This is a genomic window from Janthinobacterium salmonicoloratum (genome assembly GCF_051380845.1).
GTDB lineage: Bacteria > Pseudomonadota > Gammaproteobacteria > Burkholderiales > Burkholderiaceae_D > Janthinobacterium > Janthinobacterium lividum_F.
Map to the genome: position 1 here is coordinate 337,552 of NZ_JBNYXV010000005.1, position 17,046 is coordinate 354,597.

The 17,046-nt window shown below is 64.9% G+C and carries 18 protein-coding genes; 9 read left to right on the top strand and 9 right to left on the bottom strand.

Annotation, left to right across the window (positions count from 1 at the left end; translation table 11 throughout):
* Positions 1-7 precede the first annotated feature (7 nt).
* Positions 8-1,045 (bottom strand): ubiquinone anaerobic biosynthesis protein UbiU, encoded by a 1,038-nt coding sequence (gene ubiU, locus ACQ4WY_RS22995; protein WP_414654798.1) that lies wholly within the window; start codon positions 1,043-1,045, stop codon positions 8-10.
* Between the two features lie 162 nt (positions 1,046-1,207).
* Here ubiU and ACQ4WY_RS23000 point away from each other — a divergent pair, with 162 nt between their 5' ends.
* From ACQ4WY_RS23000 to ACQ4WY_RS23030, 7 genes are all read left to right on the top strand, one after another.
* The gene (locus ACQ4WY_RS23000) at positions 1,208-1,624 is read left to right on the top strand and encodes a hypothetical protein (RefSeq protein ID WP_436506069.1); all 417 of its coding nucleotides are present in this window, start codon (positions 1,208-1,210) and stop codon (positions 1,622-1,624) included.
* Positions 1,625-1,742: 118 nt separating this feature from the next.
* A complete protein-coding gene (locus ACQ4WY_RS23005) occupies positions 1,743-3,491 on the top strand; it encodes a ribonucleoside triphosphate reductase (RefSeq protein ID WP_436506070.1) in 1,749 nt (582 codons plus the stop codon).
* Positions 3,488-3,688, top strand: coding sequence for an anaerobic ribonucleoside-triphosphate reductase (gene nrdD / locus ACQ4WY_RS23010; protein WP_131686758.1), 201 nt, complete (start codon positions 3,488-3,490; stop codon positions 3,686-3,688). Before ACQ4WY_RS23005 ends, nrdD begins: the two co-directional genes overlap by 4 nt.
* Positions 3,678-4,385, top strand: a complete 708-nt coding sequence (locus ACQ4WY_RS23015) for an anaerobic ribonucleoside-triphosphate reductase activating protein (protein WP_436506103.1) — start codon at positions 3,678-3,680, stop codon at positions 4,383-4,385. Before nrdD ends, ACQ4WY_RS23015 begins: the two co-directional genes overlap by 11 nt.
* Before the next feature lie 148 nt (positions 4,386-4,533).
* Positions 4,534-8,589: a Pls/PosA family non-ribosomal peptide synthetase gene (locus ACQ4WY_RS23020; RefSeq protein WP_436506072.1), complete on the top strand. Its 4,056-nt coding sequence runs from the start codon at positions 4,534-4,536 to the stop codon at positions 8,587-8,589.
* Positions 8,590-8,610: 21 nt separating this feature from the next.
* On the top strand, positions 8,611-9,126 hold the full coding sequence (locus tag ACQ4WY_RS23025) for a 4'-phosphopantetheinyl transferase family protein (protein WP_436506073.1): 516 nt from the start codon (positions 8,611-8,613) through the stop codon (positions 9,124-9,126).
* A 209-nt stretch (positions 9,127-9,335) separates the two neighbouring features.
* Entirely contained in the window at positions 9,336-10,244 is a 909-nt protein-coding gene (locus tag ACQ4WY_RS23030; RefSeq protein WP_436506074.1) for a LysR family transcriptional regulator, read from the top strand.
* Here the strand turns inward: ACQ4WY_RS23030 and ACQ4WY_RS23035 are convergent.
* Entirely contained in the window at positions 10,241-10,918 is a 678-nt protein-coding gene (locus tag ACQ4WY_RS23035; protein ID WP_436506075.1) for a phosphoribosylanthranilate isomerase, read from the bottom strand. The two genes, ACQ4WY_RS23030 and ACQ4WY_RS23035, sit on opposite strands and share 4 nt — an antisense overlap.
* 125 nt (positions 10,919-11,043) lie before the next feature.
* Here ACQ4WY_RS23035 and ACQ4WY_RS23040 point away from each other — a divergent pair, with 125 nt between their 5' ends.
* Both ACQ4WY_RS23040 and ACQ4WY_RS23045 read left to right on the top strand, forming a co-directional pair.
* Positions 11,044-11,271, top strand: coding sequence for a hypothetical protein (locus ACQ4WY_RS23040; protein WP_070218305.1), 228 nt, complete (start codon positions 11,044-11,046; stop codon positions 11,269-11,271).
* 86 nt (positions 11,272-11,357) lie between these two features.
* On the top strand, positions 11,358-11,762 hold the full coding sequence (locus ACQ4WY_RS23045; RefSeq protein WP_436506076.1) for a hypothetical protein: 405 nt from the start codon (positions 11,358-11,360) through the stop codon (positions 11,760-11,762).
* Here ACQ4WY_RS23045 and ACQ4WY_RS23050 read toward each other — a convergent pair.
* The 7 genes from ACQ4WY_RS23050 to ACQ4WY_RS23080 form a co-directional block, all read right to left on the bottom strand.
* Entirely contained in the window at positions 11,759-12,787 is a 1,029-nt protein-coding gene (locus tag ACQ4WY_RS23050; RefSeq protein WP_436506077.1) for an RNA methyltransferase, read from the bottom strand. The genes ACQ4WY_RS23045 and ACQ4WY_RS23050 overlap by 4 nt on opposite strands.
* 64 nt (positions 12,788-12,851) lie before the next feature.
* Entirely contained in the window at positions 12,852-13,193 is a 342-nt protein-coding gene (locus ACQ4WY_RS23055) for a zinc ribbon domain-containing protein YjdM (protein ID WP_096234803.1), read from the bottom strand.
* Positions 13,194-13,284: 91 nt separating this feature from the next.
* Positions 13,285-14,247: a CDF family Co(II)/Ni(II) efflux transporter DmeF gene (gene dmeF / locus ACQ4WY_RS23060; RefSeq protein ID WP_436506078.1), complete on the bottom strand. Its 963-nt coding sequence runs from the start codon at positions 14,245-14,247 to the stop codon at positions 13,285-13,287.
* 10 nt (positions 14,248-14,257) lie between these two features.
* On the bottom strand, positions 14,258-14,533 hold the full coding sequence (locus ACQ4WY_RS23065; protein WP_436506079.1) for a metal/formaldehyde-sensitive transcriptional repressor: 276 nt from the start codon (positions 14,531-14,533) through the stop codon (positions 14,258-14,260).
* 122 nt (positions 14,534-14,655) lie between these two features.
* On the bottom strand, positions 14,656-15,492 hold the full coding sequence (locus ACQ4WY_RS23070) for a TlpA family protein disulfide reductase (RefSeq protein ID WP_436506080.1): 837 nt from the start codon (positions 15,490-15,492) through the stop codon (positions 14,656-14,658).
* 58 nt (positions 15,493-15,550) lie between these two features.
* Entirely contained in the window at positions 15,551-16,114 is a 564-nt protein-coding gene (locus tag ACQ4WY_RS23075; RefSeq protein WP_436506104.1) for a DUF2325 domain-containing protein, read from the bottom strand.
* A 304-nt stretch (positions 16,115-16,418) separates the two neighbouring features.
* Positions 16,419-17,024 carry a hypothetical protein gene (locus tag ACQ4WY_RS23080; RefSeq protein ID WP_436506081.1) on the bottom strand — a complete coding sequence of 202 codons (606 nt, stop codon included), beginning with the start codon at positions 17,022-17,024 and terminating at the stop codon, positions 16,419-16,421.
* Positions 17,025-17,046: the final 22 nt, after the last annotated feature.

Sequence of the window (17,046 nt, forward strand, 5' to 3'; positions counted from 1 at the left end):
TCATCCTTTATTTCCAGGAGCGGTGATAGGCACCGAGCGTGTGCTGCTGGCCCTCGGCCAGCTTGTCCATGGCCGCCATCCAGCCAGGCTTGACAGCGTAGCGCGCATTGCCTTCGCGGCAGGCGTCGATCGCTTCGCGCCACACGCGCGTGACCTGCGCCACGTAGGCGGGGCTGCGCTGGCGTCCTTCGATTTTCACGGCCCGCACGCCCATGGCAATCAGCTGCGGCAGCAGCGCCAGGGTATTCAAGCTGGCCGGCTCCTCGATGGCGTAATACTCTTCGTCATTGACTTCGAAACGCCCCTTGCACAGGGTGGGATAGCTGGCGTTTTCACCTGGCGCATAGCGGTCGATCAGCACGCCGTTCAGGCGCGATTCGAGGCCGTTCGGCGTTTCCAGCCAGCGCACGGATTTCGCGGGTGAGCACACGCCGTGCGTATTCGGCGCCTCGCCCGTCGCATACGACGACAGCGCGCAGCGCCCTTCGACCATCACGCACAGGCTGCCAAAGCCGAAGACCTCAATCTCGACTTCCGTCTTGGCTATCAGTTGCTCTACCTGCGCCATCGACAGCACGCGCGGCAGCACGGCGCGGGCGATGCCGAAGTGCTCGTGATAGAAGTTGATGGCCTCGTAGTTGGTGGCCGAGCCCTGCACGGACAGGTGCAGGCGCAGTTGCGGGTGGTGCTGGGCCGCATAGGCCATCAGGCCTGGGTCGGCAACGATCATGGCGTCGATGCCGGCCTGCGCGGCACGGTCGATGGCGCTGCGCCACACGGCCCAGTTGTGCGGCTGCGGATAGGTGTTCAGCGCCAGCAGCACCTTGCGTCCATATTGATGGGCGTAGCGCACGCCCTCGGCGATGGCCTTCTCGTCGAAATTGAGGCCGGCGAAATTGCGCGCATTGGTGGCGTCGCGAAAACCCAGGTACACGGTGTCGGCGCCATTGTCGACGGCCGCTTTCAAGGCAGGCAGGCTGCCGGCGGGGCAGACCAGTTCCAGCGGTCCGGCCACGCGGGTGGCGGTGGTTGATTCAAGCATCATGATGTTCACAGTCCTGTATCGGCTCAGGGTGCAGACTATAGCCCCGCCCCTAATGCCCAGTCCTTGACGCAGGTGAAGAAATGCATGCATGGCTGGCGCGCATTCAACTTGCTTGACCTGGCTGTAAAATGCCCCATTTTTCTCCTTCTTCGATTGCCCGCCATGACCCGTAAACCGCTGCTGATTTTCCTGCTGACCCTGTTCCTCACCGCACTGCAAGTGCAGTGGGCCGGCCCGGCCGATGGCTATGACGCAGGGACGATCTCCGTGCTGTCGCCGGAAGTGCTGGGCGCGTATCCGGGCGTGCTGCTGCTGTTCCTGCTGGCCGTGTTCGCGCGCCGCCAACTGCCGCTGCTGCGTCAGGCCGCCATCTGCACGGGTCTGCTGGCCATTTACTGGCTGCTGGCGAACTACGTCACTTTCGATATCCGCGTCGCCAGCTGGAGCACCTTTTCGCCGCTGGAAATCTGGGCGCACGTGCTGCCCGCCTCCGTCGCCAGCATCGCCGCATGCGGCGCCGCATTCTTTTGCGCGAGCTGGCTGATCCTGCGCGAAACGCGCTGGAACAAAGCCGGCTGAGGTATATTTTTCACCTGGATCAAGGATACGCGAATCGCTTGCACGCCACCTTTGACTACACTATATTTAGTAGATAACCTTCATAAAAACACCGCATGTTGTGTTTATTGGAGGTTTCATGACGACAAATGCAGTTTCCCCCACACGCGGCCAGGTCGATGTCGCCGCGTCCATCAATGAATACCTGGACAGGCGCGACTGGCGTGTCAACGCCAACGCCAACCAGGGTTACTCGCTGGGCGGCCTGATACTCAATGTCTCGGGCAAGGTCATCGCCAACTACTGGCTGGACCAGGTGTATCCGCCGGAAGTGGGTGCGGCGCACCGCGAAGCGGCGCTGCACATCCACGACCTCGACATGCTGGCCGGCTATTGCGCCGGCTGGTCGCTGCGCACCCTGCTGCACGAAGGCTTGAATGGCGTGCCGGGCAAGATCGAATCCGGCCCACCGAAACACATGTCGAGCGCCATCGGCCAGATCGTCAATTTCCTGGGCACCCTGCAAAACGAGTGGGCCGGCGCGCAGGCGTTCAGCTCCTTCGACACGTACATGGCGCCCTACATCCGCAATGACAGCCTGCGCTACGAAGACGTGCGCCAGTACATGCAGGAGCTGATCTTCAACCTCAACGTGCCATCGCGCTGGGGCACGCAGACGCCGTTCACCAACCTCACTTTCGACTGGGTCTGCCCGGACGACCTGCGCGAGCAGATTCCCGTCATCGCCGGCCAGGAGATGGACTTCAGCTATGGCGAGCTGCAGGCGGAGATGGACATGATCAACCGCGCCTACATCGAGATCATGATGGCGGGCGACGCCAAGGGACGCGTGTTTACCTTCCCCATCCCCACTTACAATATCACCGAGGATTTCGACTGGCATAGCGAAAATGCCGAACGCCTGTTCGAGATGACGGCCCGCTACGGCCTGCCCTACTTCCAGAATTTCATCAATTCGGAACTCAAGCCGAACATGATACGCTCCATGTGCTGCCGCTTGCAGCTGGACTTGCGCGAGCTGCTGAAAAGGGGCAATGGCCTGTTCGGTTCCGCCGAGCAGACGGGTTCCCTGGGCGTAGTGACGATCAATTGCGCGCGCCTGGGCCACTTGTGGCGCGGCGACGAGCCAGCCTTGATGGCGGACCTGGACCGCCTGCTGGAACTGGGCAAGACCAGCCTGGAAATCAAGCGCCGCACCATCGAGGAACTGATGCAGCAAGGCTTGTTCCCGTACACGAAGCGTTACCTGGGCACCCTGCGCAATCACTTTTCGACCCTGGGCGTGAACGGCATCAACGAGATGATCCGCAATTTCAGCGGCGACGCCTACGATATCACGGCGCCGGAAGGCCATGCGCTGGCCGTGCGCCTGCTCGACCACGTGCGCGCCCGCATGGTGCAATTCCAGGAAGAGACAGGCCATATGTACAACCTGGAAGCGACACCGGCCGAGGGCACCACGTACCGCTTCGCCCGCGAAGACCGCAAGCGCTATCCCGCCATCCTGCAGGCCGGCACGGTCGACAATCCGTATTACACGAACTCGTCGCAGCTGCCCGTCGGCTACACGGACGACCCGTTCGAAGCGCTGGAATTGCAGGATGCGCTGCAGCGCAAGTACACGGGCGGCACGGTGCTGCACCTGTACATGACGGAAGCGCTGTCCGACGCGAACGCCTGCCGCGAGCTGGTGAAACGTGCCCTGAGCCGCTTCTCGCTGCCCTACATCACGGTCACGCCCACCTTTTCCATCTGCCCGCGCCACGGCTACCTGGCCGGCAAACATGAATTCTGCCCCACCTGCGACGCGGAACTGATCGCCCGCAAGCAAGCCCACCCTGTTCCATCACTTGAGGAAACGCCATGAACGCACGTCCCGACTTCACTCCCGCCATCACCCTGCTCGACAGCGAACGCCAGCGCTGCGAAATCTGGACCCGCGTGATGGGCTATCACCGCCCCGTCGCCTCGTTCAACATCGGCAAGCAGGGCGAATTCCACGAGCGCCAGTATTTTACGGAAGCGAGTGCCCGTGTTGGCCAGCCCGCCTGCCATGGCGGCTGATTTGAAAGTGGGCGGCCTGACGCCCTTTTCCGCCACCGACTACCCGGGAAAACTGGCGGCCGTGGTGTTCGTGCAGGGCTGCCCCTGGCGTTGCGGCTATTGCCACAATCCCCACTTGCAGGCGCGCACGCCGGAAGGCGCCATGCCCTGGCAGGACGTCTTGACCTGGCTGCGCCGCCGCGTGGGCCTGGTCGACGCCGTCGTCTTCAGCGGCGGCGAAGCGTGCATGGACCCGGCGCTGGGGCGCGCCATACAAGACGTCAAAGCGCTCGGTTTCGGCATCGGCCTGCATACGGCCTGCATCTATCCGCAGCGCCTGCAGGAAGTGCTGCCACTGGTCGATTGGGTAGGCTTCGATATCAAGGCGCCGTTCAGCGACTATCGTCATGTGACCCGCGTGGCCGGCAGCGGCGACCCGGCGCGCGCCTGCCTGGACGCCATCCTCGCCAGCGGCGTCGCCTACGAGTGCCGCACCACCACCCACCCGGACCTGCTGCCGGACGAGCAGTTGCTGGCCCTGGCCACCACCCTGGCCGCAAAAGGCGTCGATAACTACGTGCTGCAGCAATTCCGCGCCGAAGGCTGCGCGGATGCGGCGCTGGCCGGCCGCCCCCTGCACGGCTATCCGGCGGCGCGTACTGTGGCGCAAATCGGCGCCATGTTTCCCCGTTTTACATTCCGTAACCATGCCAATTAAGCCGGCAGCCACATAATTTCGCAAAGCCCCACAAAATTCCCCGTTCTACAACGCTGAAATGTCTTGCGTGCTGTAATGTATCAACTGTGCCGCGCACCACGCGCAGCCGGTCAGATTCCTCACTCCGCATTACAGATAAGCGTCATCCATGAACGATTTCACCGCAGTCAGCCCATGTATCCCTTCCACCCATGCCGACATCCTGTACGGCCCGCCGCGACCGGATCTGCTGCGAGAGGAAGTGCTGGCCGACCTGCTGGAGGCAACGGCCCGACGCTGCCCCGAACAGATCGCGCTGATCGATGGCGAGCGCCGCATCACGTATGCGGAACTCGATGCCCAGGCGGGCCTGGCGGCGTCGCGCCTGGTGGCCGCCGGCGTCAAGCCTGGCGACATCGTGGGCCTGTGGCTGCCGCGCGGCGCCCATTTGCTGCTGATGCAGGCGGCCATCGCCAAGGCGGGCGCCGCCTGGCTGCCCGTCGATGAAGACACCCCCGTCGAGCGCCTGCAAGTGTGCCTCGATGACGCCAATGGCGCTGGCGTCATCAGCTGCGCACAGTTCGCGGCGCGCCTGTCTGATGCCGGCGTCAAGCGTCCCGTGTGGACGGCGGAAAGCTTGCTGGCCCCCGCCACGCCGGGCGAAGTGCTGCCCGCGCGCGGCGCCGTGCAGCCCGAACACCCCGCCTATGTCATCTACACCTCCGGCTCGACGGGCAAACCCAAGGGCATATTGATCAATCAACGCAGCATCTGCCACTTCCTGCGCAGCGAAAACGCCGTGCTGGAAGTGACGCAAGCGGACACCGTCTACCAGGGCTTTTCCGTCGCCTTCGACATGTCGTTCGAGGAAATCTGGATCGCCTACTTGGTGGGCGCCACCCTGTGGCTGGGCCCCAAGGATATCTCGGGCGACCCGGAAGCGTTGCCGCGCGCGCTGGCAGCCAATCACGTCACCGTACTGCACGCGGTGCCGACCTTGCTGGCCCTGTTCGCCGAGGAAGTACCGAGCCTGCGCCTGATCAACCTGGGCGGCGAGATGTGCCCGGAATCCCTGGTCGAGCGCTGGTCGCGCCCGGGCCGCGCCATGTTCAATACCTATGGCCCCACGGAAGCGACCGTCTCGTGCAGCCTGGCGCGCCTGCGGCCCGGTGAAGCCGTCACCATCGGCACGCCGCTGCCCAACTATGGATTGCTGGTGCTGCAGGTGGCTGAAGCGGGAGAAAATCGTCCCTTGACCCTGCTGCCGCGCGGCGAAACGGGTGAGCTGTGCATCATCGGCCCCGGCCTGGCCGAGGGTTACCTGGGCCGGCCCGACCTGACGGTGGAGAAATTCCTGCCCAACCCGTGGGCGACCAGCGAGGATGACGCGCGCCTGTACCGCACGGGCGACCTGGCGCGCATCGATGCCGACGGCCAGGTGCTGTGCTTGGGCCGCGCCGACGACCAGGTGAAAATTCGCGGCTTCCGCGTGGAGCTGGGCGAGATCGAAGCCGTGCTGGCGCAGCAGGCAGGCGTGGGCACGGTGGCCGTATTACTGCGCAAGGATGACGGCATCGACCAACTGGTGGCTTACATCGTCGGCAGCGACGAGGCATCCGACGATGCCCTTGCGGCAAAAACGCTGCGCGCAGCCCTGAACCTGCACTTGCCGCCGTATATGGTGCCGGGCCGTTTTGAATTGCTGCCGCTGATGCCGCGCCTGACGTCCGGCAAGATCGACAGGAAAGCCTTGAAGGCCATGCCCCTGTCCGCGCCACCGGCGGGCGAGGCGGGTGAATCGGACGTGCCGGAAACGCCGGCCGAAGCGGCCCTGTTCGCGGCCCTGGCCAAGCTGTTCCCCGGCCAGGCGATTTTGCGCCAGCTCGATTTCTTCAGCGACCTCGGTGGCCACTCCTTCCTGGCCGCGCGCCTGGCATCCGCCCTGCGCGCCGATCCGGCCTACGCCCACATGACGGTGCGCGACATTTACCAGAACCGGCAGATCGGCAAGATCGCCGCCGTATTGAACGAGGCGCCTGCGCTGGCCACGCCGGAGGCGGAATGGACGCCGCCGTCCGCCATGAAGCGCTGGATCTGCGGCGCGGCGCAGGCGGCGGCCGTGCCGGGCCTCGTCACCCTGCGCATGGCGCAATGGATGGCGCCCTTCTTCACGTATCACTTCTTCACGGGCGACACGGGCGATACCGTGCCGCGCGCCATCGCCGCTTCCATCGGCGTGTTCCTGCTGGCGACCCTGGCCGAATTTGCCATCGCCATCGGCGGCAAGTGGCTGATCGCGGGGCGTTTGAAACCGGGCAGCTATCCGCTGTGGGGTGTCACCTATTACCGCTGGTGGCTGGCCGACCGCCTGGTCGAATCGGCGCCCGCCTACCTGCTCAGCGGCTCGTCGCTGAATAGTTGGTGGCTGCGCGCGCTGGGCGCGAAAGTGGGCAAGGAAGTGGTCATCGGCTCGATGACCCTGCGCGCACCCGACCTGCTGTCCATCGGCGACAACGTCAGCGTGGGCAATGCCGTCAACTTTGAAAACGCCCGGGTCGAACGGGGCCGCTTGCTGCTGGGCCAAATCAGCATCGGCGACGATGCCTGCATCAGTTCCTACGCGATCATGGAAGGCAACACCAGCGTAGGCGCCTTCGGCCACCTGGAGGGGCAATCCGCGCTGGCCGATGGCGCCTCGGTGCCGGCCGGCAGGGTCTGGACGGGCTCGCCCGCGCGCGACATCGGTCCCTACGATCCCGCCAGCCAGCCACCGCGCCCCGCCGTCTCGCGCCTGCGCCTGACGGGCGAAACCCTGTTCTTCTGCTTCGGCATGGTCCTCATCGCCGTGCTGTTCTTCATGCCCGTCTTCCCCAGCTTCGTCCTGATCGACTGGTTCGACGAGCGCGAAATGATGCCGTGGCTGCAGGGCCGCGACGTGACGACCCAGCTGGCCCGCTACTTCCTGCTGGCCTTCCCCGCCAGCGCCGTGCTGATCGTGCTGACCGCCCTGCTGTCGGCCGCCATCCGCTGGGGGGCGCTGCCCCGCTTGAAACCGGGCAGCTCGCCCGTGCACAGCAATATCTATTGCGCCAAGTGGCTGGTCAGCCATATCCAGGAATCGAGCCTGAACGTGTTGCACGGCATCTACGCCACCGTCTACGCACCGTACTGGTACCGCCTGCTGGGCGCCAAGGTCGGCAAGGGCGCCGAGATTTCCACGGCGCTGGGCGTGGTGCCCGACATGCTGACCCTGGGCGACGACACCTTCATCGCCGACGCCGTCATGCTGGGCGACGAGCAGATCGACGGCGGCTGGATGACCATGCGCCCCACCGTCATCTCGCACCGCAGCTTTGTCGGCAACGGCAGCTACATCCCGGATGGCACCGTGCTGCCCGAACACGTGTTGATCGGCGTGCACACGCATGCGCCGCGCAATGAGCAGATGCACAGCGGCGACACGTGGCTGGGCTCTCCGCCCATGCACCTGCCCGCGCGCGAACAGGTCAGCGGTTTTGCCGAGCACCTGACCTTCAAGCCATCGCTGTTGCGCCGCCTGGGCCGCAGCCTGATCGAAGCCTTCCGCATCGTCGCGCCGCATGCGGTGGTGATCGCCGTCGGCTATACCCTGGTGCTGGACGTGATGCCGATCGCGGGCGCCGGACGCTGGGGCGAAGTGGTGGGCGACCTGGCCATCGCCGGCCTGGCCTACGGCATCGGCAATTTCCTCGTCGTCGTGCTGTTCAAGTGGCTGTTGCTGGGACGCTACCGCAAGCATGCGGCACCCATGTGGACGCCGTTCGTGTGGATTTCGGAAGGCGTGACCAACCTGTACGAAGGCATCGCCGTGCCCAACTTCATGCGCTACCTGCGCGGCACGCCATGGCTGCCGCTGGCCTTCCGCCTGTTCGGCTGCAAGATCGGCCGCGGCGTCTACATGGACACCACCGACATTACGGAATTCGACTGCGTGCACATCGGCGATTACAGCGAATTGAACGCGCTCACCTGCCCACAGACGCATTTGTTCGAAGACCGCGTGATGAAGATCGACCACGTGGACATCGGCCAGCGCGTCTACATGGGCCCGCGCAGCTCCGTGCTGTACAGCGCCAAGGTGGGTGACAATGCGCGCCTGGGGCCCTTGACCCTGGTGATGAAGGGTGAACACATCCCCGCCGGCAGCAACTGGGCGGGCTGCCCGGCGGCGCCGCTGCGCAGCTGATCGCATCTGATGAATTGTACGGTGCTCTGGTCGGGGGACGGCGTGCTGGTGATCGGCGTCGCCGCCGCGCTGCCGCGCGCCGAAGCCCGCCTGCGCATTCGCGCCGCCGTGCGCGAAGCGGCGGCCCGGTGGCTGAAGATGGACATCGAGGCCATCTCGGTGGCGTCGACGCCGGGCACCCCTCCCCGTTTGCTGCTGGCAGGACGCGCGGCGACCCTGTCGTTCAGCCATGACGAGGGATTGTCGCTGGCCGCCATCGGCCTGCATGGCCCTGTCGGCATCGACGTCATGCGGGTGCAGGACATATCCGACTGGTTCAATCTGGCGCGCGACTACCTGGGACCGCAGGCAGCCGATGAACTGGCGGCCCGCCCCGCTGCGCAGCGCCCATTGGCCCTGGCGCAGGCGTGGACGGCGCGCGAGGCGGCGCTGAAGCGTGCGGGCTTGCAGCTGGCGGAGTGGAACGGGGCAGCACCGGCTTGCCGCTTGCACGCCCTGGCCTTGGCTGCGCCGCATGTGGCGACCCTGGCATATTAATCTTCCTTCCCTTTGCCGCTACTGCTAACGCTACCGCCGATCTGGACGAAAATCAGTTTTACGATAATACTGACGAATAATCCCAGCACCCCGATCAATTCCAGCATGGTCTTTCCTTTGCAATGAAGCAGACCAGCCCACTCTAACGCGAACACCGGGGCCAGGCTAATATCAAATCAGGCAGTCTCCGATCTCGAAAAGGCATACGATTGATTTCCATCAGACAGTTCCGCTATTTTGTCGAAGTCGTCGATGCGGGCAGCTATTCGCGCGCGGCGGAAAAGCTGTACATCGCGCAGTCGGCCCTGAGCCGGCAAATCAAGGAGCTGGAAACGGAAGTACAGGCCCTGCTGCTCACGCGCGACGCGCGCCATATCGAACTGACGCCTGCGGGACAGGTCTTTTATGAACGGGCCAGGCGCATCCTCGAAGATATCGAGGAAACCGTGCGCCAGACCCGCCACGTGGGACAAGGGGCGCAAGGCATCATCCGCCTGCTGCACTCGAGTTCCGTCACCCTCACGCCCGCCATCGGCGCCGTGCTGAACCGCCTGCTGGCGCAGTTCCCCGGCGTTTCGCTGGATGTGTCGAAAGGCTCGTCGGAAAACCAGGCGGCTGACATCGAGGAAGGCCGCGCCGACCTGGGCCTCGTGCGCCTGCCCACCCTGCGCAAGCATGCGAATATCGTCGTGCGCGAGCTGTACGCGGAAAAGCTGGTGGTGGCCGTGTCGTCGGCCTCGCCGCTGGCCGCGCTGGAGCGCACGACGATAGCCGCCCTGCGCGACGAAGCCTTCGTCTCGATTCCGCACAAGGACCGGGGAGGCTTGAGCTACCTGGTGGCGGGCCTGTGCCTGGCGCAGGGCTTCTTTCCGAAGGCGGCGCGCGCCCTGTCGCGCAAGACCTCGCAGCTGAACCTGATCGAGGCCAACATGGGCATCGCCATCGTCCCGGACAGCATGCGCCTGGTGGCGCCGCCCGGCGTGCGTTTTATTGCGCTGCCGGACGAGGAATCGCATTCCGTCGTGGGCCTGATTTCGCCGCGCGCGGCCAGCGGCATGGTGGCCGCGTTTACGGAAGCGTTCGTGCGCGAGATGAACGCGTTGGCAACGGCCGCCTAACCTTCCGCATACAGCGCGGCATCCACGTCGCGCACGGCCGCCATCAGCAAGGCCAGCTTCATGACATCGAGTTTGCCATCGGTGCGCACGCGCGAGCACAGGTCGATGCCGTAGGGGCGCACCTGGCGCAGCGCATCGGCTACGTTGGTGTCATCCAGCCCGCCGGCCAGGAAGACGGGACGGGGGCTGGCGCGCACGAAGCGCGCGCTGACGGACCAGTCGTGCGTGCGGCCCGTGCCGCCCAGTTCCGGGACCAAGGCGCCGGGGCGGCCAGAGTCGAGCAAGAAAGCATGCACATGGGGCGCGTACGCGGGAATCAGCGCCAAAGCCTCTGGCCCCTCCACGTGGATCACCTGCACGCGCCGCACGTGCGGCAGCAAGCGCGCCAGCTGCGCCACTTCGCCGGGGTCGATATGGCCGACGATCTGCACGGTGGACGGCTGCGTGGCGCACACGTGTTCGGCGATGGCTTGCGCCGTCGTCTCGGACGTCAGCAGGAACGTGGCCACGGGGGGCGGCGTCCAGGCGGCGATCTGTGCGATGCGCGCGTCGGGAATCGGACCGGGGCCGGACGGCATGGCGGCCACCAGGCCCAGTGCGTCGGCGCCGGCGGCAATGGCCAGTTGCGCTTCGTCGATGGAAGCGATGCAGCAGATCTTGATACGGGTTCTCATGGCCTTGCGTGCTCAATAGGGATGGTCAACATTACAACACAGGGCGGCTCGCGCGCCAAGACACGCGGTCAAGGCCGCGCACGATTGTGTGCCAGAATGGGGCCTGCCCCCATACCGAGGAATCCATGGCCGACTACAAAAACCCCAGCTACGTGGCCCGCTCCATGCACCCGCGTTTCGATGAACTGACCTCGCCCGGCGAAGCCGTGCCGTATTCGGGCATCTACCGCTGCGATGGCTGCGCGCACGAGATCGTATCGACGGAAGGACATGTCATGCCGCCGCAAAACCACCATCAGCACAGCAGCGAGCAAGGTGCTATCCGCTGGCGCCTGATCGTCAGTCCGCGCTGAAGGCAGGTGATGCTGCGGCGCAGATTGACAGCCGCCGGGCGCCGGCCGATACTTGATTGATACTGGCTCGCCACTGGAATGCCCGCATGCGCATCATCGATTTTGAAGTCCGCAAGGAGTGCCCGCCGCAGTTGTGCGACTGCGAACGCGTGCGCCTGCTCGACGATGCGCAAGCAGACCTTGCCATCCTGCGCCTGAACCTGACGGAAGAAAAGCGCCTGCTGGCGCACATCGATGGCATCGCCACCTATGCGCAGTTGCAGAAGCTGCAGCTGCTGTTGAAAAGCAAGCTGGGTGTGGAATTGCAGATTGCACCGGGCAGCGGCGAAGTGCGCACCGTGCGCGGCTTCCAGATCCGCCTGCTGGAGCGGCCCGGCCTGTGCCGCAAGACGCGCGCCGCCATTCCGGCCGCCGTGCGCCGCTGCCTGGCCGCGCATCCCGAAATCGCGTTTGCGATCTTGAATGACAACGATTTGCTCGGTGGGGTTTAGACGCTGGCGCGGATGGGAATGACCCTGCCCTTTGCTTCACGCGCCCGCAACTGCCCGCAGCCTCCCTCCACGTCCTGCCCGGCCGAATCGCGCAATTTGGTCAGCACGCCACGCGCGTGCAGAGCGGCGGCAATGGCCCGCGCCTTTTCCCAGCTGGGGCGCTTGAACGGCAAGTCATCGATGGTGTTGTACGGGATCATGTTGAGCACGGCGTACTTGCCCTGCAAGAGCGCGACGATGCCATCCATCTCGTCCTCGCCATCGTTGACACCTTCCATCAAGGTCCACTGGTACTGCACCGGGTAGCCGGTCAGGCGTGCATATGACTCGCCGAACTCCACCAGTTCGCGCGGCGACAGCTTTGGCGCGCGCGGCAGCAGCTGTTCGCGCAGCTCCGGCTTGGTCGTGTGCAGCGACAGGGCCAGCGCCGGCTTGACCCTTCCCTGCGGCAGGCGCTCGAAGGCGCGCGGGTCGCCCACGGTGGAAAACACCAGGTTCTTGTGGCCGATATTGCCCTCGGTGCCCAGCAGCTCGATGGCTTCCATCACATTGTTCAGGTTATGTGCCGGTTCGCCCATGCCCATGAAGACGACTTTTTTCACGGGGCGCAAGGTGCGCGCCAGTACCACCTGGGCGACGATCTCGCCGCTGGTGACTTGCCGGATCAAGCCGTCGCGGCCCGTCATGCAGAACTGGCAGCCGACGGCGCAACCGACCTGGCTCGATACGCACAGGCCGTCGCGCGGCAGCAGCACGCTTTCCACCGTCTGGCCGTCATGCAGTCCCACCAGCAGACGCGCGGAACCGTCCGCGCCAGGATGGGTACTGAGCAATTTCAGCATACCCTGCAATTCGAGGTCGAGCGCAGGCAGTGCCTCGCGCACGGGCAGCGGCAAAAAGTCTTCGGCGCGGCGCCGGCCTTGGTCGTGCGGCTGCGCCTGTATCCAGTCGCGCAGCACGCGTTGTTCGTGCAGGGGCTTGGCGCCCAGGGCGCGCAGGCGCTGGCGGAGATGATCGATTTGCATGGATTCTGAATAAAAAAACGGCGCGCAGGAATGAAGCCAGCGCGCCGTGTTACGGGTAAAAGCGTTACACCTTCTTGACGAACTCCGTCTTCAGGCTCATGGAACCGAAGCCGTCGATCTTGCAGTCGATATCATGGTCACTATCGACCAGGCGGATGTTCTTGACCTTGGTGCCCATCTTGACGACACCGCCGCCGCCCTTCAATTTCAAGTCCTTGATGACGCTGACCGTGTCGCCGTCCTGCAGGATATTGCCGGCCGAATCGCGGTACACCTTGGCGCCCTCTTCCGCTGCTTCGCCAGCCGTGGCCGACCATTCATGCGCGCATTCAGGGCAGATCAACTGGCTGCCGTCTTCGTACGTGAATTCGGATTTGCATTGCGGGCATGGTGGTAATGTGCTCATTTTCTTCTCTGTCTGGTGAACAGCGCGTGCTGTAAAAGCCGACAGTATAGTGCCTACGCCCCGTATCAGCGCGCTTTTTTCGCCATCATTATCAAGGACGGCGAATAATCTCGATGGTGCTGTGGACGATTTCTTCATGGATGCCGATGCGCGTGCGCAGCTCGGCCGCTGTCAGCGAGGCGTCGCGGCTGACGACGGACAAGGCGCACGAATACAGCTGCTTGCCGACTCTCCACACGTGCAGGTCGACGATGCGCGGCGTGTCGCCGGCACTTTCCACTTCCACCGCCTCGCGGATTTCGTCCACCACGGGATGGTCCATCTCGCGGTCCAGCAAGACCTTGCCCGTCTCCTGCATCAGCTTTTTCGCCCACAGCGCCACCAGCACGGCGCCTGCGATACCCATCACGGGATCAAGCCAGCTCCAGCCGTACAGCCATGCGCCGCCCAGCGCGACGATGGCCAGCACGGACGTGGCGGCATCGGCCAGTACGTGGATGTACGCAGCCTTCATGTTCAGGTCTTCGCCATGATGGTGGTCATGATGGTCGTGGCCGTGGCCATGGTGATGGTCGTGGTCGTGGTCGTGGTGCCCGCCGAGGATCAGCGCGCACACGAGGTTGACCAACAGGCCGAAGGCCGCTACCGCCATGGCCTGCGCATAGTGGATGGGCTGCGGCGAAAACAGGCGCTCGACGGAAGCGGCCACCATCAGCACGGCCACGCCCAGCAGCAGGATGGCGCTGGTATAGCCAGCCAGCACTTCGATCTTCCACGTGCCGAAGGCAAAACGGGGGTCGCGCGCATAGCGGCGCGCCGCCGCATACGCAAACGCGGCCAGGCCGATGGCCAGCGCGTGCGAACTCATATGCCAGCCATCGGCCAGCAGGGCCATGGAGTTGTACCACCATCCGGCGACGATCTCCAGCACCATGGTGGCCAGGGTGATCCACATGACGATGCGCGCGCTGCGTTCCGCCTTGTCGCTGGCGCCGCCGAAGACGTGTTCATGCTGCCAGGCGGAGAGGTCTTCGCTGAGGGATTGCGTTTTCATGACGTTCTCCTTATTTGAGGTAGGTGCGCAGGATGCCCGCGATGTCGTCGGCGCCCCTGGCCCGTTCTTCATTGGCCAGGTCGGGACTGGCCACGTGCTCGCGCAAGTGTTCTTCGATGACTTCGGCCATCAGGCCATTCACGGCGCCGCGCACGGCGGCGATCAGTTGCAGCACTTCGCCGCAGTCGCGCCCCTCTTCCAAGCCCCGCTCCAGCCCCTCCACCTGGCCGCGGATGCGCTTCACGCGATTGAGCAGCCTGGTCTTGTTGTGCGCTGTGTGTCCCATGATTCCACCTCGATAAATACTATAGGGGGGTATACTATCAGAAACCGCGTCGACTACGACCAGGCGTAAAAAAAGCCGCGCATCGCGAACGATGGCGGCTATGTCGACCAGGCGAACGCCCGTCAGGGAACGGGCGCAATCTTCCGCAGCTTGCTGGCCAGCGAGGCGTCGGACAATTCGCCCAGGTGGGTATCGACCAGGCGCCCCTGCGCGTCATAAAATAGCGTGGTCGGCAGGGCCGAGGAGCCGGCCGCCTTGCCCAGCGCCGCCTCGCTGTCGAGCACCACATTGCGCAGGGTCACGCCGCTCCTGTCCAGGAAAGCGCCTGCCGCCGCCACATCCTCGCGCTGGTTCGCATACACGAAGACGATATCGGCGCGCGCCTGCTGGGCGGCGGCCAGCACGGGCATCTCGCGCCGGCACGGCGGGCACCAGCTGGCCCACAGGTTGACCACCATGGGCTTGCCGCCGGCCAGCGCCGCCAGGGTCACCGGCGCGCCATCGACCGTCTGCAGCGCCACGACCGGCAAGGCCGTCGGCTTGTCGTAGGCCAGCAAGATCCCTGCGCTCAACACGCTCCAGGCCAGCGCGCCGGACGCCACGCTGATGGCCAGCGGACGGCGCATTGCCGCCATGGCGGCGCGCCGGCAACGCCACGCGGCGATGGCCAGGGCAGCGGCAATGCCGGCCGGCGCCAGGAACCCTCCGTCGCGGATATTGAGGATGGACCAGGGCGCGGCCAAGGGGGAGCTGAAATACTGTTCGTGCCAGCGCAGCACGAACGCCAGGCGCGCCATCAGCAGGCCGGCGATCAGCATGTCGGAAACCAGGGGGCCTGCATCGGGCAGTTGGCGATAGCGCCGCAGCCAGCCCGCCACGCCGTAGGCGACGCACAGGGAAACGAACAGCAGGACCAGGCCCGTGGGCAGGGCCAGGGGGCCGATTTGCAGGGACAACATGGGCGCTTTCAGGATCGTCGAGGGACGGCCATTGTGGCCCATGCGGATTAAGCCGGCGTTAAGAAGCGGCCAGTACCTCTTTGCGTACAAAATGCATGGCTTGCGGCTGGTCCACCAGCACGCACTGTTTGCCCGTGCGCTTGCAATGGTCATGCACGCGCCAGTAAGCATCGTGGCTGACGCAGCCCGTCTGGCAAATCACCAGGTCAGCCGCCACCAAGCCCGCTTCCAGCGCGGCCGCATCGTCGGCGCCATCGTCACCACCCGCGTGATGCAGGAAGCGCCCGCCTGCCTGCTCGATGGCTTGCTGCGCCACGTTGGCGCCGTCCCCTTCCTGGCCCGCTTCCCGGCTTAAGTAGTTGCCCACATACAGCACCGCTTTTTCGCGCACGCCCGCCAGCAAATCAGCTTGCAGCGCGGAGCGGGGCACGGCCGAGGGCATCCACTGCAGGCGCAGCAATTCGCGCATCAAGTCCTGTACCCGCTCGCTGAGCCATTCGACCTTGCGCGCCAGCCGCGCCCGCGTCGGCAAACCCGGCGCGGCCGCCACCAGCTCGGCCAGCTCTTCGCGCGCCAGCGCCAGCTTCGTATCGCGGATGACGACCTGCGCCTGCACCCGCATCAGTTGCGCTTCGAGTTGCCCAATCCGGGCAAGCTGCGCCGCCTGTTCGGCCTGCATCGCGGTGCAACGCGCCTGCGCCCGCCCATATTCACCCATCAGCACACGATGCTCATGCGCGATCAAATCCTCGTTGCCATACATACTGCCCATCATGCCCTCCTTCACACGCATGGCGCCATTGCGCCGGCCCATCGCCACCCTATTGCCACCCTATTGCCACCCTATTGCCACGCATTATAAATGAGAATCATTATTATTTATGTATGCGCGCGTGCGCGGTAGGGGTATGCGAGGGCTGCCGGCGTCAGGCGGCAGGTGGGCAAGACAGGATGCGCTGCCAGACATCTTCCTGCACCTGTCGCACATACCGTGGACCTTCCGGACCGCGATACGTGTCCAGGGTGTTCGGCCACGCGATATCGATGAACAACTGCCGTTTCGCATCGATCAGCAGGGATTGGCCCACATAGTTCCCCTTGATCTCGCCCTTGTTCACGGCCAGCAGTCGCGCGCCGCCGGCAAGCGTCCGCTCTTCAAGCTCCACGCCGCTGCGCTCGGCCACATCGCGCAGCCAGCGTTCGCGCCAGCGCGCCTGCTCCCCGAACTGTTCCTTTGGCGGCCGGTCCAGCTTGACGACGGCCGCCACGGGCCCGCCTATCCCCGCCTGCAGCGAAAAACCCATGCGTTCCTGCAACTCGATCGTATACGCCTCGCCCTTGACATCGATCTGGTAGCGCCCCGTCCCGTCCTGCAACAACAGGTCCACCTGGTGATAGGCGGGCTTGACGCAAGCGGCGTATTGATAGGCGAGCACATCAAGAAACGGTGGTGCGGCGGGGGACGCCGCCGCCATGGCGGGCGACAGACTGGAACACAGCGCGGCGGCTGCCGCGCATTGCATCATATTCATTCTTGCTCCGGTTCGTGTGGGA